The 26,196-nt window shown below is 32.1% G+C and carries 28 protein-coding genes, 1 tRNA gene and 1 pseudogene; 15 read left to right on the forward strand and 15 right to left on the reverse strand.

The window, feature by feature from the left end:
* Positions 1-61: 61 nt before the first annotated feature.
* From ACVCZW_RS12625 to ACVCZW_RS12675, 11 genes are all read left to right on the forward strand, one after another.
* Entirely contained in the window at positions 62-1,138 is a 1,077-nt protein-coding gene (locus ACVCZW_RS12625) for an ABC transporter permease (RefSeq protein WP_452232570.1), read from the forward strand.
* A 140-nt stretch (positions 1,139-1,278) separates the two neighbouring features.
* Positions 1,279-1,770 (forward strand): TlpA family protein disulfide reductase, encoded by a 492-nt coding sequence (locus ACVCZW_RS12630; RefSeq protein WP_452228223.1) that lies wholly within the window; start codon positions 1,279-1,281, stop codon positions 1,768-1,770.
* 31 nt (positions 1,771-1,801) lie between these two features.
* The gene (gene tpiA / locus ACVCZW_RS12635; RefSeq protein WP_452228222.1) at positions 1,802-2,551 is read left to right on the forward strand and encodes a triose-phosphate isomerase; all 750 of its coding nucleotides are present in this window, start codon (positions 1,802-1,804) and stop codon (positions 2,549-2,551) included.
* Positions 2,552-3,352, forward strand: a complete 801-nt coding sequence (locus ACVCZW_RS12640) for a class I SAM-dependent methyltransferase (protein WP_452228221.1) — start codon at positions 2,552-2,554, stop codon at positions 3,350-3,352. It abuts the gene before it with no gap.
* A gap of 46 nt (positions 3,353-3,398) precedes the next feature.
* Positions 3,399-4,235 (forward strand): 50S ribosomal protein L11 methyltransferase, encoded by an 837-nt coding sequence (gene prmA / locus ACVCZW_RS12645; protein ID WP_452228220.1) that lies wholly within the window; start codon positions 3,399-3,401, stop codon positions 4,233-4,235.
* A 21-nt stretch (positions 4,236-4,256) separates the two neighbouring features.
* Positions 4,257-4,532: an ATP-dependent Clp protease adaptor ClpS gene (locus ACVCZW_RS12650; RefSeq protein ID WP_452228219.1), complete on the forward strand. Its 276-nt coding sequence runs from the start codon at positions 4,257-4,259 to the stop codon at positions 4,530-4,532.
* A gap of 60 nt (positions 4,533-4,592) precedes the next feature.
* Positions 4,593-5,120, forward strand: coding sequence for an isopentenyl-diphosphate Delta-isomerase (gene idi / locus ACVCZW_RS12655; protein WP_452228218.1), 528 nt, complete (start codon positions 4,593-4,595; stop codon positions 5,118-5,120).
* The gene (locus tag ACVCZW_RS12660; protein ID WP_452228217.1) at positions 5,117-5,527 is read left to right on the forward strand and encodes a 6-pyruvoyl trahydropterin synthase family protein; all 411 of its coding nucleotides are present in this window, start codon (positions 5,117-5,119) and stop codon (positions 5,525-5,527) included. Before idi ends, ACVCZW_RS12660 begins: the two co-directional genes overlap by 4 nt.
* 9 nt (positions 5,528-5,536) lie before the next feature.
* The gene (locus ACVCZW_RS12665) at positions 5,537-6,502 is read left to right on the forward strand and encodes a type I phosphomannose isomerase catalytic subunit (protein ID WP_452232571.1); all 966 of its coding nucleotides are present in this window, start codon (positions 5,537-5,539) and stop codon (positions 6,500-6,502) included.
* Between the two features lie 27 nt (positions 6,503-6,529).
* The gene (locus ACVCZW_RS12670) at positions 6,530-6,799 is read left to right on the forward strand and encodes a hypothetical protein (protein WP_452228215.1); all 270 of its coding nucleotides are present in this window, start codon (positions 6,530-6,532) and stop codon (positions 6,797-6,799) included.
* A 59-nt stretch (positions 6,800-6,858) separates the two neighbouring features.
* Positions 6,859-6,932, forward strand: a tRNA-Thr gene (locus tag ACVCZW_RS12675).
* Positions 6,933-7,377: 445 nt separating this feature from the next.
* On the opposite strand, the gene ACVCZW_RS12680 is transcribed toward ACVCZW_RS12675, so the two are convergent.
* From ACVCZW_RS12680 to ACVCZW_RS12700, 5 genes and pseudogenes are all read right to left on the reverse strand, one after another.
* Entirely contained in the window at positions 7,378-8,070 is a 693-nt protein-coding gene (locus ACVCZW_RS12680; RefSeq protein ID WP_452232572.1) for a DUF4369 domain-containing protein, read from the reverse strand.
* A 98-nt stretch (positions 8,071-8,168) separates the two neighbouring features.
* Positions 8,169-9,479 carry a DUF819 family protein gene (locus tag ACVCZW_RS12685; RefSeq protein WP_452228213.1) on the reverse strand — a complete coding sequence of 437 codons (1,311 nt, stop codon included), beginning with the start codon at positions 9,477-9,479 and terminating at the stop codon, positions 8,169-8,171.
* 246 nt (positions 9,480-9,725) lie between these two features.
* Entirely contained in the window at positions 9,726-10,151 is a 426-nt protein-coding gene (locus tag ACVCZW_RS12690) for a hypothetical protein (RefSeq protein WP_452228212.1), read from the reverse strand.
* A 2-nt stretch (positions 10,152-10,153) separates the two neighbouring features.
* Entirely contained in the window at positions 10,154-11,077 is a 924-nt protein-coding gene (locus tag ACVCZW_RS12695) for an alpha/beta hydrolase (protein ID WP_452228211.1), read from the reverse strand.
* Between the two features lie 372 nt (positions 11,078-11,449).
* A pseudogene (locus ACVCZW_RS12700) lies at positions 11,450-11,587 on the reverse strand (alpha-ketoglutarate-dependent dioxygenase AlkB); the annotation flags it as partial.
* Positions 11,588-11,654: 67 nt separating this feature from the next.
* On the opposite strand from ACVCZW_RS12700, the gene ACVCZW_RS12705 reads away from it, so the two are divergent.
* Entirely contained in the window at positions 11,655-12,689 is a 1,035-nt protein-coding gene (locus tag ACVCZW_RS12705; protein ID WP_452232573.1) for an alpha/beta hydrolase family protein, read from the forward strand.
* Positions 12,690-12,888: 199 nt separating this feature from the next.
* On the opposite strand, the gene ACVCZW_RS12710 is transcribed toward ACVCZW_RS12705, so the two are convergent.
* Positions 12,889-13,269, reverse strand: coding sequence for an alpha-ketoglutarate-dependent dioxygenase AlkB family protein (locus tag ACVCZW_RS12710; RefSeq protein WP_452232574.1), 381 nt, complete (start codon positions 13,267-13,269; stop codon positions 12,889-12,891).
* Between the two features lie 54 nt (positions 13,270-13,323).
* On the opposite strand from ACVCZW_RS12710, the gene ACVCZW_RS12715 reads away from it, so the two are divergent.
* On the forward strand, positions 13,324-13,989 hold the full coding sequence (locus ACVCZW_RS12715) for a M15 family metallopeptidase (RefSeq protein ID WP_452232575.1): 666 nt from the start codon (positions 13,324-13,326) through the stop codon (positions 13,987-13,989).
* Between the two features lies 1 nt (position 13,990).
* Here the strand turns inward: ACVCZW_RS12715 and ACVCZW_RS12720 are convergent, their stop codons facing one another.
* The 3 genes from ACVCZW_RS12720 to ACVCZW_RS12730 all read right to left on the reverse strand — a co-directional run bounded on the left by ACVCZW_RS12720 (position 13,991) and on the right by ACVCZW_RS12730 (position 17,409).
* Positions 13,991-14,977 (reverse strand): hypothetical protein, encoded by a 987-nt coding sequence (locus ACVCZW_RS12720; RefSeq protein ID WP_452232576.1) that lies wholly within the window; start codon positions 14,975-14,977, stop codon positions 13,991-13,993.
* Between the two features lie 189 nt (positions 14,978-15,166).
* The gene (locus ACVCZW_RS12725) at positions 15,167-16,957 is read right to left on the reverse strand and encodes a DUF885 domain-containing protein (protein ID WP_452232577.1); all 1,791 of its coding nucleotides are present in this window, start codon (positions 16,955-16,957) and stop codon (positions 15,167-15,169) included.
* Positions 16,958-17,061: 104 nt separating this feature from the next.
* Positions 17,062-17,409 (reverse strand): DUF6249 domain-containing protein, encoded by a 348-nt coding sequence (locus tag ACVCZW_RS12730; RefSeq protein WP_452232578.1) that lies wholly within the window; start codon positions 17,407-17,409, stop codon positions 17,062-17,064.
* A 139-nt stretch (positions 17,410-17,548) separates the two neighbouring features.
* Here ACVCZW_RS12730 and ACVCZW_RS12735 point away from each other — a divergent pair, with 139 nt between their 5' ends.
* Both ACVCZW_RS12735 and ACVCZW_RS12740 read left to right on the forward strand, forming a co-directional pair.
* Positions 17,549-18,139 carry an RNA polymerase sigma factor gene (locus ACVCZW_RS12735; protein WP_452232635.1) on the forward strand — a complete coding sequence of 197 codons (591 nt, stop codon included), beginning with the start codon at positions 17,549-17,551 and terminating at the stop codon, positions 18,137-18,139.
* Positions 18,120-18,533: a hypothetical protein gene (locus ACVCZW_RS12740; protein WP_452232579.1), complete on the forward strand. Its 414-nt coding sequence runs from the start codon at positions 18,120-18,122 to the stop codon at positions 18,531-18,533. The genes ACVCZW_RS12735 and ACVCZW_RS12740 overlap by 20 nt, the downstream gene beginning before the upstream one ends.
* A 1-nt stretch (position 18,534) precedes the next feature.
* Here the strand turns inward: ACVCZW_RS12740 and ACVCZW_RS12745 are convergent, their stop codons facing one another.
* From ACVCZW_RS12745 to ACVCZW_RS12770, 6 genes are all read right to left on the reverse strand, one after another.
* Positions 18,535-19,848, reverse strand: coding sequence for a hypothetical protein (locus ACVCZW_RS12745; protein WP_452232580.1), 1,314 nt, complete (start codon positions 19,846-19,848; stop codon positions 18,535-18,537).
* Positions 19,849-20,184: 336 nt separating this feature from the next.
* Positions 20,185-21,426: a DEAD/DEAH box helicase gene (locus ACVCZW_RS12750; RefSeq protein ID WP_452232581.1), complete on the reverse strand. Its 1,242-nt coding sequence runs from the start codon at positions 21,424-21,426 to the stop codon at positions 20,185-20,187.
* Between the two features lie 108 nt (positions 21,427-21,534).
* Positions 21,535-23,793: an FUSC family membrane protein gene (locus ACVCZW_RS12755; protein ID WP_452228200.1), complete on the reverse strand. Its 2,259-nt coding sequence runs from the start codon at positions 23,791-23,793 to the stop codon at positions 21,535-21,537.
* A gap of 76 nt (positions 23,794-23,869) precedes the next feature.
* On the reverse strand, positions 23,870-24,877 hold the full coding sequence (locus tag ACVCZW_RS12760; protein ID WP_452232582.1) for a transglutaminase domain-containing protein: 1,008 nt from the start codon (positions 24,875-24,877) through the stop codon (positions 23,870-23,872).
* Between the two features lie 11 nt (positions 24,878-24,888).
* Positions 24,889-25,566, reverse strand: a complete 678-nt coding sequence (locus tag ACVCZW_RS12765) for a carboxypeptidase-like regulatory domain-containing protein (RefSeq protein WP_452232583.1) — start codon at positions 25,564-25,566, stop codon at positions 24,889-24,891.
* Positions 25,567-25,682: 116 nt separating this feature from the next.
* A complete protein-coding gene (locus ACVCZW_RS12770) occupies positions 25,683-26,165 on the reverse strand; it encodes a hypothetical protein (RefSeq protein ID WP_452232584.1) in 483 nt (160 codons plus the stop codon).
* Between the last annotated feature and the right edge of the window lie 31 nt (positions 26,166-26,196).

Consider the following 26,196-nt stretch of genomic DNA (forward strand, 5'->3'; position numbering starts at 1 on the left):
GATCTCTAGGGAAGGAATAATTTGTATCGAAAAACAAAACAACAATTAACAAAACCACTTATTGATAAGTTATTTACTAAATAAAATCGGTTATGCAATACTCACCTTATTTGGGGTAGTAACCGTTATATTCTTTTTGTTTAATATACTTCCTGGAGACCCAGCACAAATGATGCTTGGTCAAAATGAAGATAGCGAGCAGTTAGCATTAGTAAAACAAAAATATGGTTTCGATAAGCCTATTGGGACACAATATTTGTACTATTTAAATGATTTGTCGCCTATTTCGTTCCACGCTAAAAACGAAAATAATTATACCTATTTAAGAAAAAACAAATACACAGCCACCAAACTGTTTTCTATTGGTAATACCACTACCGTTTTAAAATTCCCATATCTAAGAGAATCCTTTACTAAACAAGGTAAAAAGGTTAGTCAGGTGTTAGCAGAAACTTTGCCAAATACGTTTGTTTTAGCCGTTTCGGCAATCGTAATAGCAATGCTTCTCGGTGTGTTTTTAGGAATTATTTCTGCATTAAAAAAAGATACCTTTTTAGATAAAGCGATTCAAATATTTAGTACCATTGGTATGTCTGTTCCTTCGTTCTTTTCTGCTATATTATTCGCTTGGCTATTTGGTTATGTATTGCATAAATACACCAATTTAGAAATGACAGGAAGTCTATATGAATTGGATGATTATGGTGAGAATTTCAACCTGAAATTAAAAAACTTAATCCTTCCGGCAATCGTTTTAGGGATTCGTCCATTGGCAGTTATTATTCAATTAATGCGAAATTCGTTATTAGAAGTTTTTAATCAAGATTACATTCGCACAGCTAGAGCAAAAGGTTTGAGTGAGTTTCAAATCATTAAAAATCATGCAATCAAAAACGCATTAAATCCTGTGGTAACTGCAATTTCCGGTTGGTTTGCATCGATGCTTGCTGGCGCTGTTTTTGTAGAATATATTTTTGGTTGGAATGGCTTAGGAAAAGAAATTGTAAATGCATTAAACACCTTAGATTTACCTGTAATCATGGGTTCTGTATTAATTATTGCAACACTTTTTGTAATTATTAATATTTTTGTCGACATAATTTATACTTGGTTAGATCCAAAAGTGAATTTAAAATAAAATAACTTTAATAAAAGCAGATAATAACTCTTTTCCTTTTTTCAAGGGAAGGTGGCTTCATTTTTAATAAAAGAAATGAAGTTGGATGGGTTTTGTCTATTTAAAAAGAAGAAATTATCCTCAATTGCAAAAAATAAAACATGAAAAAACACCTACTAATATTCCTTGTTAGCATCCTATTTATTAGTTGTAAAGCGCAAGAAACACCTACACAATTTTCAGAAGAAGCATTAAATTTTAATTTTATTTCTTCCGAAGGAGAGAATATTTATTTCAAAAATATTTTAGAAAAACATAAAGGAAAAACCATTTTAATAGATGTTTGGGCATCTTGGTGTGGCGACTGTTTAAAAGGAATGCCAAAAGTAAAAGCATTGCAAGAATCGAATAGCGATGTGGTGTTTATATTTCTATCTGCCGATAGATCGCTGGAAAGTTGGAAAAAAGGAATTGAGAAGTATCAAGTGAAAGGCGAGCACTATTTTATGGCAAAAGGAATGAAGAGTGATTTTAGTAAATCTATTGACTTAGATTGGATTCCACGGTATCTAGTTGTCGATCCTCAGGGACACATAAAATTACATAGAGCTATAAAAGCTGACGATACAAAGCTGTTACAAGCATTAAATTAGTTACTTTTGTTGTATACGTAAATTAGACAACATGAGAAAAAACATAGTAGCAGGAAACTGGAAGATGAATAATGATCTTTCACAAACAGAAACCTTAATAACAAGCCTTAAAAACCAAAAGCAAACTTCTAATGCAGAAGTAATGGTTGCGCCAACATTTACAAACCTTTGGCATGCATTTGAAGCATTAAGAGAAAGTAATATCGAGGTGGTTGCACAAAACATGCACTTTGCAGAAAATGGCGCGTACACAGGAGAAGTTAGTGCTTCCATGTTACAAAGTGTTGGTATACAAACTGTGATTTTAGGACACTCAGAACGTCGTGCGTATTTTCATGAATCGGATGAGTTACTAGCCAAAAAAGTAGATACAGCTTTAGTAAATAACATGCGAGTTATCTTTTGTTTTGGTGAAGAATTAGCAGATAGAAAAGGGAACAATCACGAAAATATAGTAGCATCTCAAATAAAGAATGCTTTATTTCATTTAGATGCAACAGCTTTTAAAAACATCGTCTTGGCTTATGAGCCTGTTTGGGCCATTGGTACTGGTGAAACAGCGAGTCCAGAGCAAGCACAAGATATGCATGCATTTATAAGAAAAACGTTAGCGGATACATATGGTAATGATGTAGCGCAGTCTGTTTCTATTCTTTATGGAGGAAGTGTTAAACCGGCAAATGCGAAAGAGATTTTTTCTAAGCCAGATGTAGATGGCGGATTAATTGGTGGAGCAGCGCTTAAAGCGGAAGATTTTTACGCTATAGTAAATGCGTTTTAAATGGGGAAAGCATCCATAAAAAGACTTTTAAGAAATTTAGGTATTATTAGAGTATCAGACAATTTGAGATATCAAGTTGTGAAAATTCGTAATAAAACCGAAAATAGTAAATTTGTAAAAGAAAACCCAGGTGTAAACCTACCACCAGATTACTTATTATACGAATCGCATCTTTTAAACTATAGCGAGTATATTAAAAATGGAATTATTGATGCTACAGCGCTAAAAGAATTATTAGAAAAACATATCGATTTAAACGGAAAAAAGGTTTTAGATTGGGGCTGTGGTCCAGCAAGAGTTATCAGGCATTTTCCAGATTTGTTGCCAGCAACTACTTTTTATGGAACAGATTATAATGCCGAGAGTATTGCATGGAATTCGAAGTATATTAAAAATGTGCAATTTCATAGTAATGCTATAAACCCGCCAACAAGTTTTAAAGAAAATACTTTTGATGCCATTTATGGGTTATCCATTTTTACCCATTTATCTAAAGAAAATCATAGTAATTGGATTCATGAGTTGCATCGAATAGCAAATACAAATGCCATATTAATTATTACAACACATGGCGAAGCATTTAAAGAAAAGTTGATTAAAAAGGAACAACTTAAATTTGAAGCGAATGAATTGGTGATTCAAGCAAATACATTAGAAGGTCATAGAACGTATGCAGCATATCATCCTCCAAAATTAATGAAAAAGATGTTTGAAGGTAAGTTTACCATCATGGATCATATTGCAGGTAGAAAAGAAGATTGGGGAACCTCTCAAGATTATTGGATTATTAAAAAGCTTTAAATTTAGAATTACCTTATTTTATTTTAGTTATATATTTTAGAAAAACATGTCAAACACAATATATTTAGGCTTCTACTTTAAAGTAGAACCGTTACAGCCAGGAACAGAAATCTTAATAGCAGAATTAGGCTATGCAGGATTTGAAAGTTTTGTGGAAACCGAAGAAGGCGTTACCGCATACATTCAAAAAGAAGAATGGAAAGAAGATATTTTAAATGATATTCAGATATTAGATTCTGAAGAATTTACAATTACACATACTTCTGAAGAAATAGAACCAACCAACTGGAATGAAGAATGGGAAAAGAATTTTAACCCAATTGTTGTAGATAAATTATGTTCTGTTCGTGCCCCTTTTCATGAAAAACCAGATACAGAATTTGATATTATAATAGAACCTAAAATGAGTTTTGGTACAGGACATCATGAAACGACACACATGATGCTGCAACATATACTTCAAAATGATTTTAAAGGAAAAACGGTTTTAGATATTGGTTGTGGTACAGGAGTTTTGGCAATTCTAGCAGAAAAAAAAGGAGCAATACAATTAGATGCAATAGATATCGATAATTGGTGTTATTTAAATAGCGTAGAAAACGTAGAACGTAATGACTGTCACAAAATCACCGTTTTTGAAGGAGATGCAAGTTTAATAAAAGGGAAAAGTTATGATGTCATTATAGCCAATATAAACAGAAACATCCTTCTAAATGATATGGAAGCATATGCGAAGTCATTAAATAAGAATGGAATACTTTTTTTAAGCGGATTCTATAATAATGATATTCCTACAATTGAAGCAGCATGCAACAAGCATATGTTAAAGTTGGACGAAAAATTGGAAAAAAACAAATGGGTTTCGCTAAAATTCATAAATTAGTAAAACCAAATTGCCTTAATAATGAGTACAAAAGAAAAAATACAGGAACAAACTCAGGTAGATACTAAAGAACAGAATCTTAATGAAATAGTGGTCTATAACGACGATGTAAATACATTTGATCATGTTATCGATACCCTTATTTATGCTTGTGATCACTCACCAGAACAAGCAGAACAATGTGCTATTCTTGTACATTATAAAGGACAATGCACAGTAAAAACAGGTGTTTATGATGAATTAGAACCTCGTTGCACTATGTTGTTAGATGCTGGGCTAAGCGCAGAAATTATTTAATTACTTCTAGAAATAAATTTCAAATTAGAACATTCAAATTATTACTCGTATTTTTGTAAAATGGAGGAAGAGCAGGTAATTCTTGTAAACGAAAATAACGAACAAATTGGCTTAATGCCAAAATTGGAAGCGCATGAAAAAGCAGTATTGCATCGTGCATTTTCGGTTTTTGTATTTAATGATGCCAATGAGCTCATGTTACAACAACGTGCTTTAGGTAAATACCATTCGCCAGCACTTTGGACCAACACATGTTGTAGTCATCAACGTGATGGAGAAAGTAATATACAAGCAGGAAAAAGAAGATTACAAGAGGAAATGGGTTTTGTAACAGAATTAGAAGAATCTATTTCTTTTATTTACAAAGCGCCTTTTGATAATGGTTTAACAGAACATGAATACGATCATATATTAATCGGTAAATACAACCAAACACCAAATATTAATCCAGACGAAGTTGCAGACTGGAAATGGATGCCTTTAGAATCTGTTAAAGAAGATATTGCAAACCATCCCGAAATATATACCGCTTGGTTTAAAATTATTTTCGATAAATTCTACCAACACATAAACATTGCGCAAAAATGAAAGTAACGGTTAGTAGAAAGGCACATTTTAATGCAGCACACAGACTGTATAGAAAAGATTGGAGTGATGAGAAAAATACCGCAGTTTTTGATAAATGTAGTAACCCCAACTTTCATGGTCATAATTATGAACTTATAGCAAGTGTAACAGGAGAAATTGATCCAGAAACAGGTTACGTAATTGATATTAAAGTTTTAAAAGATATTATTAAAACAGAAGTAGAAGACGCTTTTGATCATAAAAACTTAAATATCGAAGTGCCAGAATTTAAAGACTTAAATCCTACGGCAGAAAATATAGTAGTAGTCATTTACAATAAAATTAAAAAACAATTAGCATCAAACTTAGCACTAGAGGTTACACTTTATGAAACGCCTAGAAATTTTGTAAGCTACTCTGGAATATAGATGTTGAATATGTTAATATACCCTATAAAGTTTCGACCCATTTTAAAAGAAAAAATTTGGGGAGGACAAAAACTTAAAGAACTTTTAAATAAAGAAAGTGATTTGCCAAATATTGGTGAAAGCTGGGAAATTAGTGATATAGAGAAAGATATTTCTATCGTCAGTAACGGTGTTTTAAAAGGAAAAACTTTAAAAGAGCTTTTAGAAATTTACAAAGCAGATTTAATAGGAAAGAAAAATTACCGTGTTTTTGGTAATACATTTCCGTTGCTAATTAAATTTATAGACGCCAAAAAAGATTTATCTATTCAGTTACATCCAAACGATACTCTTGCTGCTAAGCGACATAATTCCTTCGGTAAAACAGAAATGTGGTATGTTTTACAAGCCGAAGAAGATGCAAATCTAATAGTAGGCTTTAATCAAGAAATGACTCCGGAAAAATATGTAAAGCATTTAGAGGCCAAAACACTTCCAGAGATTTTAAATTTTGAGAAAGTAGAAGAAGGAGATTCGTATTTTATAGAAGTAGGGCAAGTACATGCTATTGGAGCAGGAGTACTACTAGCAGAAATACAACAAACAAGTGATGTTACCTACCGAATATACGATTGGGACAGGTTAGATAATAAAGGCAATCTAAGAGAGTTACACAATGATTTAGCAATAGATGCTATTAACTTTAGAAAGCAAGATGATTTTAGGGTGCGTTACTCTAAAACGGAAAATGAGGAAAACCAAATGGTAGATTGTCCCTATTTTACGACAAATTATTTAGAAATAACAAAGACCATTAAAAAAGAAAATAAAGTAGATTCCTTTATTATTTATATGTGTGTATCTGGTGAAGCAGAAATAAAAACAGAGCAATTTAACCAAATAATTACAAAAGGAGAAACCGTATTACTTCCGGCAGCAATTAAAACGTATCAAATTAGTTCTAAAAAAGCTAGACTATTAGAAGTTTATGTTTAATTTTGCAGGAAATTAAAATTTTACATTATGGCAAATAAAAGAATCCTAAAAAAAGACATAAACTATGTGTTAGGAGATATTATTGAAGCAGTTTACGTTTGGGAATATGCAAATCCTGCAAAAGACGCAAAAGGAAGCGAAAAAATTATTGATGAAGCTATTGCAACATTTGACGAATTAATTTCAAAAGTTAATGATAGAAGTGTTGAAAACAAAAAGGCTCATTTTAAGGCTATTAACCAAGAGTTAGAAACTAAAGGTCTTGCACTAATTGAAAAAATTAATAAATTAGGATAAATTTGTTGTAAAAATATTTGCAAATATGTTCTACAAGATTATATTTGCATTCGTTTTTCGCCGATGTAGCTCAGCTGGCTAGAGCAGCTGATTTGTAATCAGCAGGTCGTGGGTTCGAGTCCCTCCATCGGCTCTTTAAAAAACCTCTCCTTTTTTTGAGAGGTTTTTTTATGCGATATGTTTTGGGGCGAGAAGTTTATCCTGAGCGTAGTCGAAGGGAGTCCCTCCATCGGCTCTTTAAAAAACCTCTCCTTTTTTTGAGAGGTTTTTTTATGCGATATGTTTTGGGGCGAGAAGTTTATCCTGAGCGTAGTCGAAGGGAGTCCGTCCATCGGCTCTTTAAAAAACCTCTCCTTTTTTTGAGAGGTTTTTTTATGCGGTACATTTTGGGGCGAGAAGTTAGTCTATAACGTAGCGGATAAGAGTTGCTCGATAGGCTATTTAAAGCCACTCTTCTTTTAGATAATCTTTTTTTACTCCTTTGGTATACCAGATGGAAGTATTCCTCTCACGTGTAGCAATAAAAAATCCCAAACATTGCTGTTTGGGATTTTGAATGTATACTAAAAGTTGTTTTTTTAGTTTCTTTTCTTTCTCTCGATTATAAAAGCTTCCAATTCTTTACCATATTTAGATGCTTTTACTTTTGGTGTTAAAACATTATTTATAGTATCTAACCATTTTGTTTGTGCATCTGCAATTTCAGATAGTGCTAAATAAGGAGCAATTTCATTGTCTTTATTTGCTATTGCAAAGTTTACGGTATATAAGTACTTGCTTTTTACTAAACTGTTATAGGCTTTTGTATTGGCAATAATTTTAGCAGTATCCTTAGCTACTTTTGCATCAAACTCTTCTTTTATAAGATTCAGGTTTCTGTCGTTAAAACGAGACATTACCAATAGATACTCTTCTAAAGCTTTTTGCTGCTTAGAACCTTTGATTTTAGCGTCCATACCAAAATTTTTCACACTAGTAGTAATTTCTGTAATTCCTTTATCTGCAAAAAAGGAAATAGTTTCATCATCGCTAGTATTCTTGTTTAATTGTAAGAAATACATTTCAGGAGTTTCTAAAGTGCTATTAAAAACAATTGGAGCTTCGCCTTGAATAACTAAAGAGTCTACGGTTATAATAGTGGTGTCTTGTGCTTTTTTTAGATAAACGGTTCCTTTTTTTAATCCCTTGATATTAACTTTTATAGTTAAATCTTGCTCTTTTCCACAAGAAAAAAGAATTGCTAATGCGAGTACAAATATTGTTTTTTTCATTTAAGCTGAATTTATTTCAGAATGATTTCCGTGAAAACGAAAACCTATATCGTGTTATTTTTAAGATGCGCAAATATGCTATAAATAATTAATAAATGCTAGCCAGCTGCTGCTATTTGCATTAAAATAGTACAACCAATTGCCGCAATAGTACCAACGGCATAACCAAATACTGCGAGAAGTACACCAACGGTTGCTAAGGATGGGTGGAAGGCAGAAGCCACAATTGGTGCAGAAGCTGCTCCACCAACATTTGCTTGACTACCAACAGCCAGAAAGAAATAAGGGGCTTTTATAAGTTTTGCTACTAGAATTAATAGGATGGCATGAATGGTCATCCATACGACACCAATTGCTATTAAGCCTACATTGTCAAAAATCATGGTTAAATCCATTTTCATACCAATAGAAGCTACTAATATGTAAATAAAAATACTTCCTATTTTGCTTGCCCCAGCACCTTCGTAGTTTTTGGCTTTGGTATACGATAAGATTATGGCAATAAGTGTTGAAATACTTATCATCCAGAAGAAAGAAGATCCTAAAAAGGTAAGCATGTTTCTTGTGGTAGCAGATGCTATTCCTGCGACGGCATTTTTAAAAAATGGAGCTAAAAATCCGGAACATAAATGGGCAAAACTAACAGCGCCAAATGCGATCGCTAGAATGATCATGTAATCTGTTAAGCTTGGATTTCTTTTTACACTTTCTGTAAAGGACGATACTTTTTCTTTAAGCGCTTCAATAGAAGCAGTATCTGCTTTAAGCCATTTATTAATTCGGTCTCGTTTACCAATACCAATAAGTATAATTGCCATCCAAATATTGGCAACTACTATATCAACAAAGACCATTCCTCCATATAGTTTTTGGTTATAGCCATAAATTTCTAACATGGCTGTTTGGTTTGCACCTCCACCAATCCAGCTTCCTGCAAGCGTTGATAATCCTCTCCATACTGCATCTGGACCAATACCACCAACCGTTTCTGGAGAAACCATGGAGATTAGTAATATAGCAATTGGACCTCCAATTATAATTCCTATCGTTCCTGTGAAAAACATAATAAGGGCTTTCCAACCTAAGTTGAAAACGGATTTTAAATCGATACTTAGCGTCATTAATACCAACGCTGCGGGAAGTAAATAGCGACTCGATACATGATAAATACTAGATTTATGACTCACTATTTCACCAGCGGTATCTACCGTTTCCCACTCTGGAGAAATGAAACCAAAAGATGTTAAAACGGCAGGTAGCATATATGCCATAAAAAGTCCTGGCACAATTTTATAAAATTTGGACCAAAATCCTGTTTTAATATTTTCGGTATAAAATACAAAGCCTAGCGCAAGCATTAAAAAGCCAAATACTATTGCATCATTTGTAATTAGAGGTGTGTTTTCCATGTTCGTTAGTTTATACACGCAAAATACCAAATTAAATGGGAATTTTAGAAGTTTGGCACGAGATTTGAAATATACTTTTCAGTTACTATGAGAAGCTTTTTAGAGTGTGGTTACTTTTAATAAAAGTGTAGTAACTAATTTTTGGTTGGTTAGTTAGGAAAAGCATTCTTCGGAATGCTTTTCTTTTTTTATACCATGTATTCAAAATATAGAATAGGAATAGGAATAGGAATAGGAAAGAACTTGTTATAACTTCCTCATTTCAATTCCTTTTATCCAACCTATATTAGAGGTATAGAATTTAATTTTAGTTTTTACCACGCTATTTGATTTGTCCCGTGGTGATTTACTTATATATCGTGCTTTAGAATTATTGAGGTCTAGGGTGTATATGTTGTCAAAATCGGTATTAGAATTTGTAGTAAATGAAATATTTTTTTTTGTTACTGTCCAAGTTCCTTTTCCATATTTGTTGGACTCGGGAGTATTTGCTTGTAAATGGTATGTGTAGGAATGAAATGTAAATGTGCCGTTTGGTTGTAGCGAGAGTGTATATTTAAAATTTGCGTTTGTGGTATCGACAATCCAAACGTATTCTCCTGCAAATTGTTCAGATTGTGAAAATACATTTAAAGAGATAATAGCTATTAGTATGAAAAAAGCCTGCTTCATTTTTAGTTTATAAAAGTGATAATACTAGAAATTACATCCGGATTTATTTTTCTAAAAGACTCATTATACGATTTAGAGTTTTCTAAAGTACCGCCTGCAATAGTAAATAAAATATGATTCATATTTTCTATAATTTTAATTTCTGCCTTTGGGTTGGCTTCTTTTAAAAGATTTGCTTCTGCAGTAGTCACTTGTAAATCTTTTGTGCCATTTATAATAAGTATTGGCATGTTTAATTCTTTAATTTTTTCCGTAGGATTATATTGTATCCAGTTACTCATAAAAGGTTGTAAGCTAATATCAAAAACGGAAGCTAAAGCAGGAGGATAGTCTGGTGTTGTTTTGTTTTCTTTTAAAATGGCAAATACTTTTTTAGAGTCTTCGGTATACATTGCCATGTTTTTTTCTATTTGCTCTTGAATAACGGCATCTATCGATTGTCCGGCTCCAGCTAAAGAAATAAAACCATCTGCTTTATCTTTGGCAGCAAGCATACCAACTAAACTACCTTGGCTATGACCAATAATGTATATTTTTGAAAAATTATTTTTTTCTTTGAAGTAATCTAGTACAGAAACGGCATCCGTAATAAAATCATCAAACATAATATTTTTGTCTACTTTTCCTTTTCGGATTTGTTTCACGATACGTTTATCATATCGAAAGGATGCAACTCCTTGGTTAGATAATCCTTCCGCTAGCTTTTTTAAGGAGTTATTCATTAAGAAATTTTGATTTCCATCTCTATTCGTTGGACCGGAACCTGCGATAATAATTGTTAATACCGATTTACTATTGTCTATAGGAGTTAAAAGTGTACCATCAATTAATTCATTAATAGCAATTTCTTCCGCAGTAAAAAGCTTGTCTTGTCCAAAAAAACGACAAGTAATGAATATGGTAAGAATTAAAAGTTTCAATTTCATGGGTAAGATTTTAATGTTTTTTGCTAAAAAAGAATACTAAATAGTATCTATAACGTAAAATTAGATGAAATTAATCTACATAAAGCAAAAATAATTAGATTCTTTTATAATGTTAAAATATGTATTTTATCGATTTTTTAATGATTTTGACCGCTAAATGTTAAAAAAACACGCATTTCAACGAATATAAATACTTTTAAACGTTAACTATGGGATATAATTCTATATTTGAGGTGTACTAATAACACACTTTTAGTATAATGGATTAATTAATTAATATTTGCATTATGTTGTTGATACTAGAGACCCTAAATCATACCATAATATAATATGCAAATTACAAGAACAGAGGTTGAGGGACCTCTGTTTTTTTTATGCAATAATTCTAAAAGTTAGATTAATTCTTTCTCCAATTTCTTTCTTTGTTTTTGGTATTTGATGAAGCCAATTTTCTTGCGTGGCACCTTTTATAAGGAGTAAATTACCATGTTCTAGATTTATTTTAAGCTTGTGTGCTTAATGTCCTAACTGTAACAAAAGTCTAGATAATTCGTCACATATATAAACGAACTATTTTATGAAATTAATAAAACGAATTACAATATCTATCGGGATTTTAATACTAATTGGATTTCTTTTTTTAGGTTTAAAATTTGGAACAAAGTATTACAAATCTTATCAAAATTCGGAATCATTAACCAATACAACTCTAGATTATAAAATTAGCGTTGACGACTACAAGAATGCATACAATCTAAAAAATGGAGCTATTATATCTAAAAAAATAATAAACCTTTCAGAAATACCACCGATTTGGAATAGCATCTCTGAAAATAATTCTTTAACAAAAAACTATAAATATTTAGATAACATTAATTTTTATGTTATTCTTTATAAGAGTGATTCTCTATTAGTTAATGGAATAATTGCTGAACCCAAAAAAGAAGGCAAATTCCCTGTAATTATTTTTAATAGAGGAGGAAATAAAGAAGTTGGAAAAATGGCTAAAGCAAAAACGCTTCATTCTTTAATACAATCGGCTTCAAAATTAGCAGACCAAGATTATTTAGTTATAGCCAGCTGTTATAGAGAAAATGATGAGTTTGGAGGTAATGACATTAACGATGTTCTAAATTTAACAGAAACGATTAAAACAATTAAAAAAGCAGATTCAAGTCGTATTGGAATGTTTGGATGGTCAAGAGGCGGAATGATGACTTACCTATCTCTTAGATATAGTAATCTAATTAAAACCGCAGTAATTGGAAATGGACCATCTGATTTAGAAAAATTAATTATTGACAGACCTGAAATGGAAAGTTTAGTATGTGCTAAACTAATTCCAAATTATAAAGAAAACAAAAGGGAAGAATTAAAAAACCGTTCTGTTTCTTATTGGGCTAATGAATTAGACAAAAATGCTAGTTTACTTATTCTTTGCGGAACCGAAGATCAGCAAGTAAACCCTAATCAAGCTGACATAATAGCTGATAAGTTGACTAAAATAGATTATGATTTTAAGCTTGAGAAAGTAAAAACTGATCACAAGTTTTCTAATAAAAAAGATGAGCTAAATAAGTTATTAATTAATTGGTTCAAAGAAAAATTATAAAAATACTAAGCACAACACCATGTATATTTAATTGCTTGGTGCTCGCCTATTCGGAAAATCTTTGCAGATTTTCTATTCCGTTTTTGTTGACTAAATTATACACGCCACTAAGCATACAAAAACACGTTCTTTTATTGTTTTATGTTTTAAATGAAAAGATCGAGTAGCGCCAAAGCGCACCGAAGCGATTATTAGCTGTTTACCCAATTCTTTTTTCATTATCTGCATACCAACTGTTACTATCTTTTCCGTCGCGATATAAGTTTGCTAAACAGGTAGTAAAATGTGTATTACAGGTAGTTCCTATATGTTGCTTAATATCTAAAAGGGCTTTTGTAAAAGTTTTAGGTTGCATGGTGATGTTAGAATAGGAGTAGGCTTTGCTATTGTTTGCGTATAATACAGTAAGTCTAGGTTGGGCATGTGTTTTACCAAAGAGTGTTATGGCATCTTGTTGCCAAGCAATCGTTTTTAACAAAGTTTTAAAATATGCATTCGCTTCTGTTGGATGAAAACATTCCGGATAGTAAATTACTTCTCCATCTTTTAAAGGTGATGTTATGGCATCATTGAAAAGCAAAATATTTATCGTTTAAAAATTAATTTTTCTAAATTAGCATTTAAAGATTCTAAAATGAAAATTAAGGTTATTTTTTTACTATTTATACTTCCATTGTCTGTTTTTGCACAATTACCAGAAGGTTTTGTTTATGTAGACGAAGTGATTCCAGATATACAATTAGAGCTGCGTTATTGCTTGAACAATAATTTTGTTGGCCAACCAGTAGATGGTTACAACGCTGAGGTTTGCATACTTACTAAACCAGCTGCTTATGCTTTAAAAAAAGTACAAGAAGATCTAAGAAAAGATAGTTTGTCTTTAAAAGTATTTGATTCGTATAGACCGCAACAGGCAGTAAATCATTTTTCAAAATGGGCAAAAAATGTGAATGATACTTTAATGAAACAACAGTATTACCCAAATGTAGATAAACGTAATTTGTTTAGAGACGGTTATATAGCATCACGTTCTAGACATAGTAGCGGTAGTACTATAGATCTCACTATTGTAGATTTAAAAACTGGAAAAGAGCTAGATATGGGAACGCCTTATGATTATTTTGGAGAAGCTTCTTGGTATCTACATGAAGATTTAACGACAACACAAAAAGCCAATAGAGCCGTATTGCATAATATAATGAGTACCCATGGTTTTAGACATTACCCAAAAGAATGGTGGCATTTTACGTTGCGAAGTGAACCTTATAAAAATCAGTATTTTGATTTTCCTGTGGAGTAATTTACTCTTCCTCTTTATACACCTGCAATCCTAAACCAATCGCATAATTATTTAAACCAGCTTTTAAAAGATTGGAATCTTGAATGTTTTCTTTATCAAATAAAACCCATTGGTTATTGTTTAAAAACACACGTTTTACGAATGTTTTTGGCGTTTTAATTTTATCAGTAAAAGGTAAAAGAGGTCTAAAAGTGGTCGATACCTTTATAATGCCACGTGCTGTTTTTACTTCTCTGTATTTTTTATTTGGTAATAGTTTTCCAGCTTTATCTGTATAGCCCAAAACCTGAAGCGAAACATACATACCATCTTTAGGTATAAAAATATTATTGCTAGAAACATCGACTTCAAAGATACTTTCACTCGCTTCTGTTACTCTAAAAATTATTTTATCGTAGGTTAAAACATCGCCTGGAAATCCGTTGTTGTTTTCATAAAACTGTACGCGAAATAAAGTAGAAAACGGAAGTTTATTAGACGTTTTTGTTTTGCGTTTACTCCAATCTTTTGCTTCTACTTTTATTGGTAAAAGTAAAGTGCTTACTTTTTTTTGTTTCGCAGGGTTTTCATTTTCAAAATAAACTGCGATTTCACTTTCTATGGTTGGCAACCAACATTTATAATAATCATCGTGAACGGTTGGTTTTAAGGTTTCCGATTTCGATTTACCTTTTGGTGTGTAGCGCAAAAGTACTTCGTCTAAAGCATCTTGAAAGGCATCTAGTTCCAATGTATCTGTAAGATTGACAGTTGCCACTTTTGCGTTTTTATATCCTAAAGCAGAAATAAAAAGCGTGTCTATATCTGCATATAGTTTTTTTGTAAAGGTGAATTTACCTTCGTCATCGGCAAAGATTCCATTTCCATTTCCAAAGGAAACGGTAGCATAAGACACCGGATTTCTATTTTCTTTGTCTACAATTGTAGTTTGACTAAAAGCAATGCTGCTTAGTAAGTAGGTAAATAATACAATTAGGTTTTTTGTCATTTTGTTTTTGATATAATTTGCTCGTTCCTCAAAATTAAAGCACTTCTCGATACAAAATTGCAAAAAAAAGCAATTTCACTCGAAGTGACATCACGATTATGTTTTTGTCAGTTCGAGTGTTTCGACTTTAGGCTTTTGGATACAATCTCGAAGAAAGATCGGGATCACTCGAAGTGACATAACGAGAACTTATTTATTAGCTGCAATCCAATTATCAATTTTAGTTTCTAATAAAGCTAAAGGCACACAACCCGTTTCTAATACTTGGTTGTGAAACTGTCTAATGTCAAATTTTGCTCCTAATTCTTTTTCTGCTTTTGCACGAAGCTCTATTATTTTAAGTTGTCCGATTTTATACGATAATGCTTGTCCGGGATTCGCCATATAACGTTCGATTTCTGAAGTAATGCTTGCTTCGCTTTCTGCTTCGTTATCTAATGAATATTGAATTGCTTCTTCACGTGTCCAACCTTTTACATGCAATCCGGTGTCTACCACCAAACGGATTGCTCTGTGCATTTCCATACCAAGCATTCCAAAATATTGGTAAGGATCTGTATATAAACCTAATTCTTTTCCTAAAGATTCGGTGTATAAAGCCCAACCTTCACCATATGCACTATACCAAAGTGTTTTTCTAAATTGTGGTAAATCTGCATCTTCTTGTTGCAAAGAAATTTGGTAATGATGCCCAGGAATTGCCTCGTGTAAAAATAACGCCTCATCACTAAAAGTATTGTATTTGGTAACATCAGGAATTGGTGTGTAAAAAATTCCTGGTCGTGTACCATCTAAAGATCCTTGATTGTATTCTGCACTTCCAGATGCTTCTCTAAAAGCTTCTGTTCGTCTTACCTCGAAAGCTGTTTTTGGAGTTACATCAAACAATTCTGCCAGCTTTGGTTTCATTTTTTCATGAATTGCATTAAAGTTATCTAGAACTTGTTGCGGATCTGTAAACGGCATAAGTTCTTTATTGTTTCTTACAAAGTCGAAAAACGAAATAATATCTCCTTCATAACCAACTTCGGTTTTTATTTTTTCCATTTCCGATAAAATTCTAGCGACTTCTTTTAAGCCAAGTGTATGAATTTCTTCGGCAGACCTATTGGTAGTTGTATAGGTTTTTATTTGATGGTTGTAATATTCTTTTCCTTTAGGAATTGCAGAAATTCCGCTAGATGTTCTTCCTGCTTCTAAATAGGAGGTACGCATAAAGTCATGCATTTTCTGATACGCAGGAATTACTTTGTCCTTAACCATTGTAGTATAAGAAGCTGTTAGTGTCTTCTTGTCTTCGTCTGAAAAACCTTCCGGAAGATTCTTAATTGGTTGATAAAACAAGTGGTTTTCTACATCTGCTTCCGCCATTGCAGCCATTTGCGGAATCACTTTTGTAATCAACGATTTTGGTAAAACATAACCCGTTTTCATTCCGGTTTTCATATTGCTTTCTGCGGAAGCGAGCCACTTTAAATAACCATCTACACGTTGTAACCAGTTGTTATAATCTGTAACAGTCTCAAAAGGTTGTGCTCCCGAACCACTTGCTAATTGCCCGATACTTAGATGTAGCGACCACATTTGATCGATTGGCATTAAATCTTTCTTGAATTTTAAATTGGCAAGATTAATATCGATATCCCAATTAAGTACCGCTTTGCTTAATTTTTCACTTTCGTTTAAGTCGTCGTCTTTATAGGTGTTTAAAATATTCTTATAATTGGTGTAATATGCTTTTACTTTCTCTTTGTATTCTGGAGCAAGAAAATTTGGCATTTTATCATTATATCTATGGTCTCCAGCAAATGTTGCAGCTATAGGATTTAGCTTTAAACCATCTTGATAATAGGTATCCAACATGTTTTTAAAGTCCGCATTTACAGATGCAACCGTTTCTGTGGTTTTTGCTTTTTCCGAATCGTTTTTGCAAGCTGTCATTATAATACACAAGCAAAGGATTGCTAAAATATTTTTCATAAGTATAGAAATTATGTTTTCTGAAAGCTAAAGATACAGTTTTAAATAAAAAAAACCGCTAGTGATTGGCTAGCGGTTTTTAAGTACTGTTTAATTGGGTTGTACTAGTCTTTGTCTAAATTTTTAGTTAGATTGAATCCTATAAATAGTCCAACACCAGCCATAAAGAAAATAGTTGCAGGGTAGATAGCGTCTTCATCTAGCGCTGTAAAGCTGTCTAATAAAGAAGCGATAAAAGTGCCTAGCCCAATTCCCATTAATAATAAGGCTAAATTTAAAATGAATACTTTCCATATTGGAGCGGTGTGTCCCTTTGCTTTTGTAAAAATACTAGCGTCTGCACCTTTTTCAATAAGTGCTAAGCGTTCTTTGTTTCTAGTAGAGAAGTATAAATAAAATACTCCGAAAATTGCACCAAATATCACTGGTAAAATAATTAATTCTGATCCCATAATTGTTCGTTTTAAATTGATTAATTTTATGTGTTCTTATGCTTAAGACGACAACTTTTAAAGGATGGTTACAACTTTTTCTAAATATTTTTCTTTTATAGATGTAACCACGTCTATTGTTTTGTCGTCCAATACCCAAATGACCACTAACCAAGATCAAATAACCATCCATCAAATCCTACAAGGAGATACCAAAGCTTTTGCTGTATTGGTAGATCGTTATAAGGACTTGATCTTTACTTTAGCAATACAAATGCTGAAGAATAGGGAAGAAGCAGAAGAGGTTTCGCAAGATACTTTTATTAAAGTATTTAAAAAGCTGAAGAACTTTAAAGGGGATTCTAAGTTTTCCACTTGGGTGTATAGAATTGCTTACAATACTTGTTTAGATCGATTGAAAAGTAATAAGCGAAAGCAAAACACCGTTGCTATTAATGAATTTACAGAACACGAAGTAAAAACTTTAGATAATGCTTTAAGTATGATGGAAGCGCAAGAAAGTAAACAAGCTATTCAAGACTGTTTGCAAATGTTACCAGCAGACGATTGTGCTTTGTTAACCTTGTATTATTTTGAAGAACTTTCTTTAGAAGAAATAGCGAAAGTTATTGGTGTGAAAGCGAATAATGTGAAAGTGAAATTATTTAGAAGTAGAAAAAAACTGACTACCATTTTGCAGCATAAATTAGAACCAGAAATCATTGAAAGTTATGCAAGAGAAAGAAAATAAAAATATAGAGAAATTAGTAGATAAGATGATGCATGCGTTAGATTTAGAATCTCCTTCATTAGATTTTACCAATACGATCATGGCGCAAGTAGAAGCTTTAGAAAGTAAAAAGGTAACGACTTACAAGCCTTTAATTCCTAGTTATTTGTGGTTTGTTGGCGGATTTTTGTTAGTTGCAATAACGGGCTATTTATTTCTGAGTACTACTACCGAAGAATCTACTTGGTTTCATGCTTTAGATTTTAGTAAACTCACTAATAATGCAATAACACAATCCCTTATTGGATTTAGTTTGCCAAAAACTGTCATTTACACCATTCTATCTTTAGGATTAATGATTTGTATTCAAGTTCCTGTTTTAAAACATTATTTTGATAAACGATTATCTATGTAAGCTATTCGGGATAATACCAAAAAGGAATGCTAATAATAGTTCCTAAAGAATCCTTTTCTGGTTTCATTTGTCTTTTAAAATGTAGTGTATGTCTTCCTTTTTTTAAGCTGTCGAGTTCTATTAATGTTTCAAATCCAATTTGCTCTTTTTTGTTTTCCGAAAGGATATAATCTAGATTATACTCTGTGCTATCTATAGAAACGTGATAAATACTTTTAAATGTTTTTAAATATTCTGTAATTAAACTGTCTTTATTCGTTTTTAAATTATTGTTTACAGTGACGACATCTGTACTTAGACCTCGTTTGTCTTTTTCAGGTTTTAAAGATGGGTTGAATTCTATAATTCGATCTTCAATGCCTTCTATAAAAGGAATGAAAAAAGGAAAATACGGTTTTGAAATAATCTTACTTGGAATAGCAGCAATATTAATAAACTCTTTTTCAGGTAATACATTATAGTAATTATTATTACTAACATATTGACTTGTTGAAATATTAGTTCTTTTTATATAGTTAGAATTTTGGTAATAGGTTCCTGTGGAAAAAAAAATAATTAGGTACAAAGGAAACAAAAGGACGCTAATTCGTTTTCCGAATTTATTGTCTAAAAAATTATAGACAAGCGGTCTGTATAAAAAGGAAAGTGTTAAAATACTAAAAACCCTATAAAAAGGAAAGTAGATTTTAGATAACCACTTTTTCTTTTTTAAAAATCCTTGGGTTATAAAATCTATAAAAGTTAAAAGAATTCCAAATAAAAATATAATGCCTACAACATTACCTATTGCATCTAAAATATTGGAAAAAGGACCTTCATATAGATTGAAATAATACTTCCCTAAAACGAATACTAAAGTCAACGTGGCGAATCCTATGATGTAAAAAACCATTAAAAAGGAAACCGCAAACATGATACTAGAATAATCTTCTAATCTGGAAATATATCTATCGAAAGAACCTACTTTTTGTTTTAAATAGTTGGTGAATTTTTTAGAATACTTTAGTTTTTCATAATCAATATCGCCAGAAACATAACGTAAACCTAAAGCGCCAATCCATAAACCACGAAGTAAAACGTGAACGATAAGATTAAATAGTAAAATGAGAATAATTGGAGCTACACTGGTTAATAAGGCAATGGAGTATACGTTCGTGTTTTGAGAGCTATAGATTAGTTCATCAAAAATATATCCTTTTAACCCAATTAATCCGAAGATTGCAAAACCAGAAATCAGTAATTCTAATTGCCAACTTTCTTGTTGTAATTTATCTAGTAACTTTTTAAAGACATCGGAAGTGTAATCGTTTCTCATTACCAATTGGTTATGCCAAGCAAGATAAACAAATTATTAGTTTTTAATACGTACGTCGAAAAATGGTGTTTTTATTGGGTGAAAAGGGAAAAAAGGGATAAGTGAAAAAGGTTGAAAAAGAGGTTTCTCGACATGCTCGAAATGACATGGGTTTCCGTCTTCCGCCGTTTTTCAATTTTTAATATAAATTAGTTCTCGATACTAAATTGCAAAAAAGCAATTTCACTCGAAATGACATAAGTTTTAGTCATTAGTCTTCTGTCATTGTCTTGCAGGAGTAATTGTTTCAGAGATTTCTTGACATGTTCGAAATGACATAGGTTTCAATCAACAATTCTAATACCAGCGTTTCTTCTTTTTCTTTGAAGCTTCGCTTTTGCGTCCTTTTTTGTGCTTACTTCCTGTTTTTTTAGAAGTATGTCGCACCGCTTCTGCTTTAGGATCTAAAGGATACGGATGCTCTTCTTCTACAGGAATCTGTACATTAATTAACTGCTGAATACTTTTTACATACGCTTTTTCATCTGCAGAACACAGCGAATATGCCGTTCCAAAATTACCAGCACGACCAGTTCTACCAATTCTATGTACATACGTTTCTGGTACGTTTGGCAAATCAAAATTAATAACCGCATCTAACTCGTTAATATCAATTCCACGAGCAGCAACATCTGTTGCAACCAAAATATTTACATAACCATTCTTAAACTTTTTAAGTGCATCTTGACGCAAGTTCTGGTCTTTGTCCCCATGAATAGTTTCTACTTTAAAATCATTATTCAAAAGTGTTTTTTCTAATTTATCGACACCATATTTAGTGCGTCTGAAAATTAGAATATTTCCTTTAATCGTTTTACGAAGTAAGTGTAAACACAATTCTATTTTATCCTTTTTTGGTACATAATACAACACCTGACTTACATTTTTTGCAGCAGTCGAAGTAGGCGTAATGTCTACACGTTCTGGCGTTTTTAAAATCGTATTTGCAAGTTGCTCTACTTTAAAAGGGATGGTTGCCGAAAACAATAAAATCTGTTTATCTTCTGGGCAAAGACGTTCCACTTTTTTAACATCATCAATAAATCCCATGTCCAACATAAGATCGGCTTCATCTAAAACCAATGTTTCCACATAATCCAGATTTATACAATCTTGTTTGTGTAAATCTAATAACCTTCCAGGCGTAGCAATTAAAATATCTACTCCTTTTTTTAATACGTCTTTTTGTGGTTCTATGCTTGTTCCTCCATAAATAACCATACTCGTTAAATCGGTGTTTTTGGCATAGATTTTAAAATTCTCATGAATCTGCGCTGCTAATTCTCGTGTTGGACTTACAATTACTGCGCGTATTTTTTTTCCTTTTTTGGATCCTACTTGCTTATCATATAATAATTGCAAAATAGGTAAAGCAAATGCAGCAGTTTTACCTGTTCCTGTTTGTGCAGAGCAGATAACATCTTTTTTGTCTAGTACAAAAGGAATGGTTCTTTCTTGTACTAATGTTGGGTTATCGTAACCAGCTTCTGCAATAGCACGTAGCAAAGGTTTATTTAGTTGTAAGTCTTTAAATGACATGTAATTTATTTTGTGCAAAGATAACTTAAAAGTAATTGCAGATTAGATATAAAAGAATCCCTTTTTGTAAACGGCGTTTTTAGACGAATAATTAGAGCGAAGTATCGATTAATTAAAAGCCAATTTATACTTTAATGCCACATTATTTAAATTGATAGATAACGATTTTAGCCAAAGTAATTGATTGCTAATTAAATGTGCCTCTTGTAAATGTAATAGTTCAATATCTTCAATTTGTGTCTGACCAGCTTCAATAGCTAAATCTCGTTTTGATGATAGATCTGCATATTTTTTTTGCAGTTTTTCATGTGCTTGCCCTATTTCTTTTTCTTCGGAAAGAATAACGCTTTTGGTACTTTCTAATGTGGAAGCAGCGTGTTTTAATGCGTTGGTAATACTTTCAATAATGGTATCAAATTCCTCGGAAGCGGAAGTGGTATTATGATTTAAAATATAACTTCCAATAGATGCTATTGCCGAAAGTATGGTGTGGTTTAAAGTTACTATATCATAAATTAAAGCAGCTTCTTTTTGTTTCGATTTAGGATCTTGTGTCACTCTTTGAAATGCAGCATTTAGATTACTCATCGCTAAAAAAGCTTCTTTCCTATGTAATTTATATACTAATCTGTTTGCTTCTTTATGGTGGTATAAATTTTTGGTAGCTTCTAAATAACTGCTATTAGATAACATTACGTTTACAATAACCGAATCTAAATTTTTATACTCCCAACTTGGAAAAAGTAAGTAATTCGCCAAAACAGCAATAGTAGCGCCAAGTACGGTATCTATAACCCGATATTGTACGACCAAAAAAGCGTTGGGATCTATCAATGCATAAACAAATATAATATGTAGCGTTATAAATGCAGCTCCTGTTTTATAGCTTTGCTGTATTAGTGAAAACGCAAAGGTTAAGGATACTACAGCTAATACCATGTAAACCGTAGTATTTTGTGTAATTAAAATAATAGTTATTGCTATTAGTGCTCCAATCAAGGTTCCTATAATTCTATTTTTAGAGCGTTCTTTGGTAAGACCATAATTTGGACGCATAATAACCACGATGGTTAGCACAATCCAATAGGCATTTTTTAAGTCTAAGAAACTACCTAATAGAAAGCCAAAAGCGATAGCAGTAGAAAGTCGTAAGGCATGTCTAAGCATTGGTGACTTTAAACTAAAATGTTGAAGCAATACATTGAACCTATACTCTTGAGAGGTTAAAAATTGCTTCGACTCTTGGGCTTTTAAAGAGGCCTTGGTATTATCTTTTACTTTCTTTAAAACACGTCTTATTGCTTTAACTTCTTGTAATAATTGCTTTTGGTAATCTTGAAGGTTTCTTAGCGTGATAGCTCCTTCTCGTGCTTTTGGTAATCCTATTTCATCGACATAATCTCGAATTGCCTTTTCGGTATTTTGATAGGTTGTATTTAATACATCTATTTCTGGAAGTTTTCCTTTTTTTATTAAAAGTTCCGATAAGGTGATGAGGTGATTCCCCATCACTTTATTCATTTTTTTAAAGGATTTTAAATGCGTTTTATGCGCACCGAATAGCGAATCTATTTTTGAATAATCTAAGGAGTTTGCTAAAGCCAATTCAAAAATATCGACTAAAGATATAAATATTAAAAGGCGGCGCTCGTTAGAAAAAGATCTACCAGAACGTTTTCTTCCTTCTAAAAGTAATTCTCTTAAGGTTTCGTGTTTCTCGCTTATTTGTGTTTGTAGGATTAATGCTTTTTTTGAAAACTTTTCACGCTTATTTGGTTTGGTAAGTAGCTTGGCTCTTACTTTTAAATATTGTCCAGTAAGGGATAAGGTATCCGAAAGCAGTTGGTCATCATCTTTTCTTGGAAACAACCAATTAGAAAGTAAGGATACCGTTAAATACCAAATTCCTCCAATACCCAATAATCCAACATGAAGAACAATCGATTTTAAATCTGTTTTTTCTACCGCTAATGCTAATACAATAGCCAACAAACCAGAAAAAGAAATTAAAGAAGCTCTAAATCCGTATACCGAAATTAAACTAATAGCAAAACTTAAAATAACAATGGCTAATAGTAATACTATAAAGATAGGTTTGGTTACAAGTATTATAAAGGTAACCAGCATGGTAAGTATAATACTAATTAGGATCCCGTTAATTTTACGTTTTAAACTTCCAGGAACATCACTTGGTGCATTTAAAAAAGTACCAAGCGCTAGCGCAGGAGCGAACTGAAATAAGTCAATAGCATTAAAAATAACTAAAGGAGAAACTACAGCGATAGTAAGTACAATACCTCTGTAAAAGCTGGAGCCTTTAAGAAATAATTCGGTAGTTATTAGGTAGTTTTTTAACTTGTTTTGCATAGCGCTGCAAAGGTAGTTTAATTGTTTTTATCGCTATTAATCTTATGTTGATTATAATGTTAAGAAATTATTTTTTTTAACTTTTAGAAACTTTTATAGTATAGGTTGCAACAATATCATCTTCCATTTTTAAATGCACATCATAATCGCCTTTTTGTTTAAACTGAGTTGTAAAAATTAGATAGCCGTTTTCGTTTTTAAGATCATAAATTGGGAACGCTTTTTCCAGCATTCCTGCATATTGAATAAGCGCTATTTTATTGGTATCCATAGCTTTTAATGTTTTAAAACGAAACATGATTTCTTCGTTTACCTCGGAATAGATTTGCATTTCTTTTGGAAGCATTGGAATTATTTTATGCGTAAACGTTTCGCCGTAAACTAGAGGTGAAGCCGTAAATTCGGAAGCTATTAAAGTAGCATCTAATAACCATTTTTTTTCTGTCGGATAATGATTCTTGGCAAACAATACAGGATCGGTTAAAAAATAACCATCATTATAATCTTGCACAAAACGCGAATAGTTCATCATATAACCACTAGACCAAGTAGCATCACTTAGATACCATTTGTTGTTTAGTTTTATCGCATTCCAAGAATGGTTTTCTAATTCCAAATTAAAAATATTCGCTTCTGTAGATCTACCATAACCATTAATAATTACACTTTCTATATTTGCTAAAAAGCACAATTCTTTTATTAAATACGCATAACCGGTACACATGGTTTTTTTGTTTTTTAATAACTTTTTAAAAGCTGTTTTCCTGTAAATATTATTCCATTTTAAATATGCTGCACTATCGTTTTTTAGTTTTTTTCTTTGCTTGGTAACTTTGCTATCTTGTCTGGCATCTCCTTTAATATTGGTGCAAACCCAAGTGTAAATAGCTCTAAATTTCTCAACATCTGTAGGTAGTTTATACGTAAGGTGATACGCAAGTAGCGGAAGATTTTCTAAACCTTTGCCTTCGTGAAGCCTTGCAGTATTATCTGCAATGGTGAAGTCGATATCTTTAAAATCGGATACTTGCGCAATAGCACTTTGTAAAAAGAAAATAGCAATATAAAAGAGAATGTTTTTCATGAAGATCTGTTTTATTTTCTTTTAGAAGTATACACTTTTTTAGAAGCCACTTTTCCCATAAGAACAATATCTCCCATCGCCATATCTACTTGTAGATTTATTTCAGAATTGGAACTTTCATTACTAATAATTACTTTTTTGGTTTTATAACCAACATAGCTAATTAATAAAACATCTCCTTTTTTTAGTTTTTTAGGAAAGGCAAAGTAGCCATCAAAATTAGTACTTGTTCCTATGGTAGAGTTTTGTAAAAGGACTGTTGCCGTAGGTAATGCCAAACCGTTTTCGTCTAAAATAGTTCCTTTTACGTCTATTTCTTGTTGTTGGTCTACGGAATTAATTACGGAAGAATTTCTTGTAGTTTCTCCTATTTTTGTGTCTTGCGCTTGCGCGGAATTGATGCTGAAAATAGATAAACATGCGAAGCCAATTCCTGTAGCAAAACTTCGGATACTGCTCGTTGTTGGTTTTTGATTGTAGCTTGTTAATTGGCTGCTGTTAAATCTTCCGCAGGTATTTTCTGTTGTTTTATTTTTAAAATAAGAGCTAATTTCTGAAGCAGGCATGGCAGTGAAGTCGATAACCTCTTTTTTACAAGAACCACAAAATCCGCCTTTTGCAGTTGGTGAAAATTGGTTGAAATCTTCAGAACAAGGAGTTTGGATGTGTAATTGAATTTGATTTTTCATGATATAAAGTTTTAATGTTAGTATACATCAAAGCTATATATCTTATAAGGGTTTTAAAACCGGCAATTAGTAAACGACGCTTTTCAATGCGTGAAGTATCTTTTTTAGCAAGTTTGCTAATTACTCAAATTTGCTTTTATGCCCAATTGGTTGGCAAGCTTACGTCTTCTTACCGTTATTTTATTCGGATTGGTTTTTAAAAACGGAATTGGTAATTCGGTTTCTAAGGTAATTGCTTCATAAGTAGCTTTGTGTGTCCAGAGGCATTCACTGGCATATATTTTACTGTTATAGGTAAACTCAAATGCAATAACATAAAGAAATTCTGCAATCATTTCAGAATTACCGCCATCCAAAGAACTTGTGCTATGCGAATAATCATCTATTCTTTTATTGGTCACTTTTGCAGTAGTATAGCTTCCGTGTTTTTTGGTAAGTGCTTGTTCGTAATAATGTAGAATGCTAGAAGGAAGTACATAGAGCATAAAGCCGGTACTTAGTATAATAAAGTCAAATCCGAAAAGCATAAACCCAAAACCTTCTTCGGTTGCTTTGCTTCCTAAAAAAGCAAAAAAACCTCCAACAAGAAGAAAAGCCAACCAAATACCAAAAAGCCCTAAATGTTGTTTT

It is taken from the genome of Lacinutrix sp. MEBiC02595 (assembly GCF_053601555.1).